Consider the following 2,292-nt stretch of genomic DNA (forward strand, 5'->3'; position numbering starts at 1 on the left):
CGACCGGGTTCGCTTTCTGGGCGAAATCGAAGACGAGCGGCTGCCCGGCGTCTACGCCGCGGCGGACATCTTCGTGATGGCTGCGCGCGACGAGCGCGATCGGGATGAGGTCGAGGGCTTCGGCATCGTCTTCTGCGAGGCGAATGCTGCGGCGCTGCCGGTAGTGGCGGGTGCCTCCGGTGGCGTGCCGGACGCGGTGCGCGATGGCGAGACGGGGCTGCTCGTGCCGCCGCAGGATGCCGCGGCGCTGGCCGACGCCGTGCGCCGGCTGCTGCTCGACGCCGGGCTGCGCCGGCGGCTCGGGCAGGGCGGGCGCGAGTGGGTCGAGAGGTATTACAACTGGGACCGGGCGGCGGTGGAGGCCTGGGCGATTGTCGAGGAGGTTGCGGGAGAGGGGCGCGTGGGTTAAGGGATTGTCAGCGGGAGCGGGAGCGGGAGCGGGAGCGGGAGCGGGTACGGGAGCGGGTACGGGAGTGGCGCTGGGAGGGAAGGATACGCTTTTGAGTGAGCGGCTTTCCGTGCTGCACCTGGACGGCGGGCGGGTGTGGGCCGGCGGGCAGAACCAGGTCCGCCTGCTCATGGCCGAGCTGGCGAAGCACGGCGTATCCCAGCTCTGTCTTTGCCCGCGGCGCAGCGCGCTCGAGCAGCGGCTGCAGGCGCAGGCACTGCCCGTGCAGGGCGTCGCCTGGCACGGCGGCTTCGATCCTCGGGGCATGCTGGCCGTTGTGCGGCAGGCGCGGGGCCGCGGCCTGATCCATTGCCACGACGCGCACGCGTTGCAGGTGGCGCTGCTTCCCGCGCGGCTCATGGGTGTGCCCCTGGTCGCCTCGCGGCGCATGCATTATCCGGTCTCGGCGCGCAAGTGGAACCGTGCCGCGCTGGTGATCGCCATCTCGAAGACTGTCGAGCAATCTTTGCTGCGCAGCGGGGTGACGCGCGAGCGCGTATGCCGCATCCCTTCGGGCATTGATGTGGAGGAGGTCCAGGCGCTGCCGCGGCTCCGGCTCGGGCTGCGCGCCCGGCTGGGGGTGCGCCCGAGCGAGTTTCTGGTGGGCAACATCGGCCACCTTTACAGCTTCAAGGGCCAGCGCGTGATGGCGCCGGCGGCGGCGCGGCTGCCGGACGTGCGCTGGGTGATCGCGGGCGAGGGGCCGGAGCGCGCCGCCTTGGAGGCGGCGATCGAGCTGAACGGCGTGGCCAGCCGGGTGCATCTGCTCGGTCGCCTGCAAGACGCGCGCAGGATCCTGGGCGAGCTGGACCTGTTCGCCTTCTGCTCGCCGCGCGAGCCGCTGGGGACCAGCCTGCTGGACGCCATGGCGGCGGGCGTGCCGGCGGTGGCCGCGGACGCGGCGGGGGCGGCGGAGATCCTCGAGCCGGTGCATCGGGTCACGGGGTCCAGCCTGTACCCGCCGGGTGATGCGGCTGCGCTGGCCAGCCTGGTCGGCCGTCTGGCAGCGGACGCCGGGCAGCGGCGCCGCATGGTGGAAGCGCAGCGGGAGCGGCTGGAGGAGTTCCGCATCGAGCGGACGGCGGCGCAGATCCTGGAGCTGTATGGTGAAGTGGCAGGTGGCTGACACCGTTGCCTATTCCACGATCGGGGGCGGGGAGGTCCTCGCTTGAGCGCGCGCCGTCCCACACAGAGGCACCGTCTCGAGCACCTGTTGCTCGCGACCGGCGCGGCGGCCGCAGGGGTTGTGGGGGGGCGGGGTGCGGACCTGCTGGGCTCAGCGCTGGGCAGGTTGACCTACCGCACCCTGCGGCTGCGGCGCCGGGAGGTCGAGGAAAACTTGCGTCGCGCTTTCCCGGCGCAGGATCAGGCGTGGGTGCGCGCGACGGCGGCGGCGGCTTACGCACACCTGGGGCGCGAGTTGCTCGCGTTGCTGGGGCTGGCGTCATCGGGTCGCGAGGAAATCCTGGCCCGCACCGAAGCGCTGGGGCTGTATTCGTTCCGCGAGGCGCTGCGCCGCGGCCAGGGCGCCGTGGTGGTGAGTGGGCATTTCGGGAACTGGGAGATCGCGGCGGCCAGCCTGACCGCCCGGGGCATCCCGCTGGACGTAGTGGTGCAGCCGCTGGCCAACCCGCTGGTGGACCGGGCGGTCCGGCGCGCGCGGGAGCGGCTGGGGATGCACGTGATCGAGCGCGCCCATGCCGCCCGCCAGGGTCTGGCCGCGTTGCGCGCCGGCCGAGTTGTGGCCCTCGTGGCGGATCAGGACGCACGGCGCGCCGGCGTCCTCGTCCCCTTCTTCGGCCGGCCGGCCTCGACGCACCGCGGGCCGGCAGTGCTGGCGTTGC

Annotated in this window: 3 protein-coding genes; all 3 read left to right on the top strand. The window is 73.1% G+C overall.

The genetic code is table 11. From position 1 onward, the window contains the following. Positions 1–409 (top strand): glycosyltransferase family 4 protein (locus tag HY703_00725; protein ID MBI4543702.1); only part of this gene is annotated, 409 nt, incomplete at its 5' end. 91 nt (positions 410–500) lie between these two features. Further along, complete coding sequence (locus tag HY703_00730) at positions 501–1,574, top strand: glycosyltransferase family 4 protein (protein ID MBI4543703.1); 1,074 nt, start codon at positions 501–503, stop codon at positions 1,572–1,574. A gap of 42 nt (positions 1,575–1,616) precedes the next feature. After that, positions 1,617–2,292, top strand: a 676-nt coding sequence (locus tag HY703_00735; protein MBI4543704.1) for a lysophospholipid acyltransferase family protein, incomplete at its 3' end; no start/stop codon positions are given.

This window comes from Gemmatimonadota bacterium, assembly GCA_016209965.1.
In the GTDB taxonomy this organism is placed as follows: domain Bacteria; phylum Gemmatimonadota; class Gemmatimonadetes; order Longimicrobiales; family RSA9; genus JACQVE01.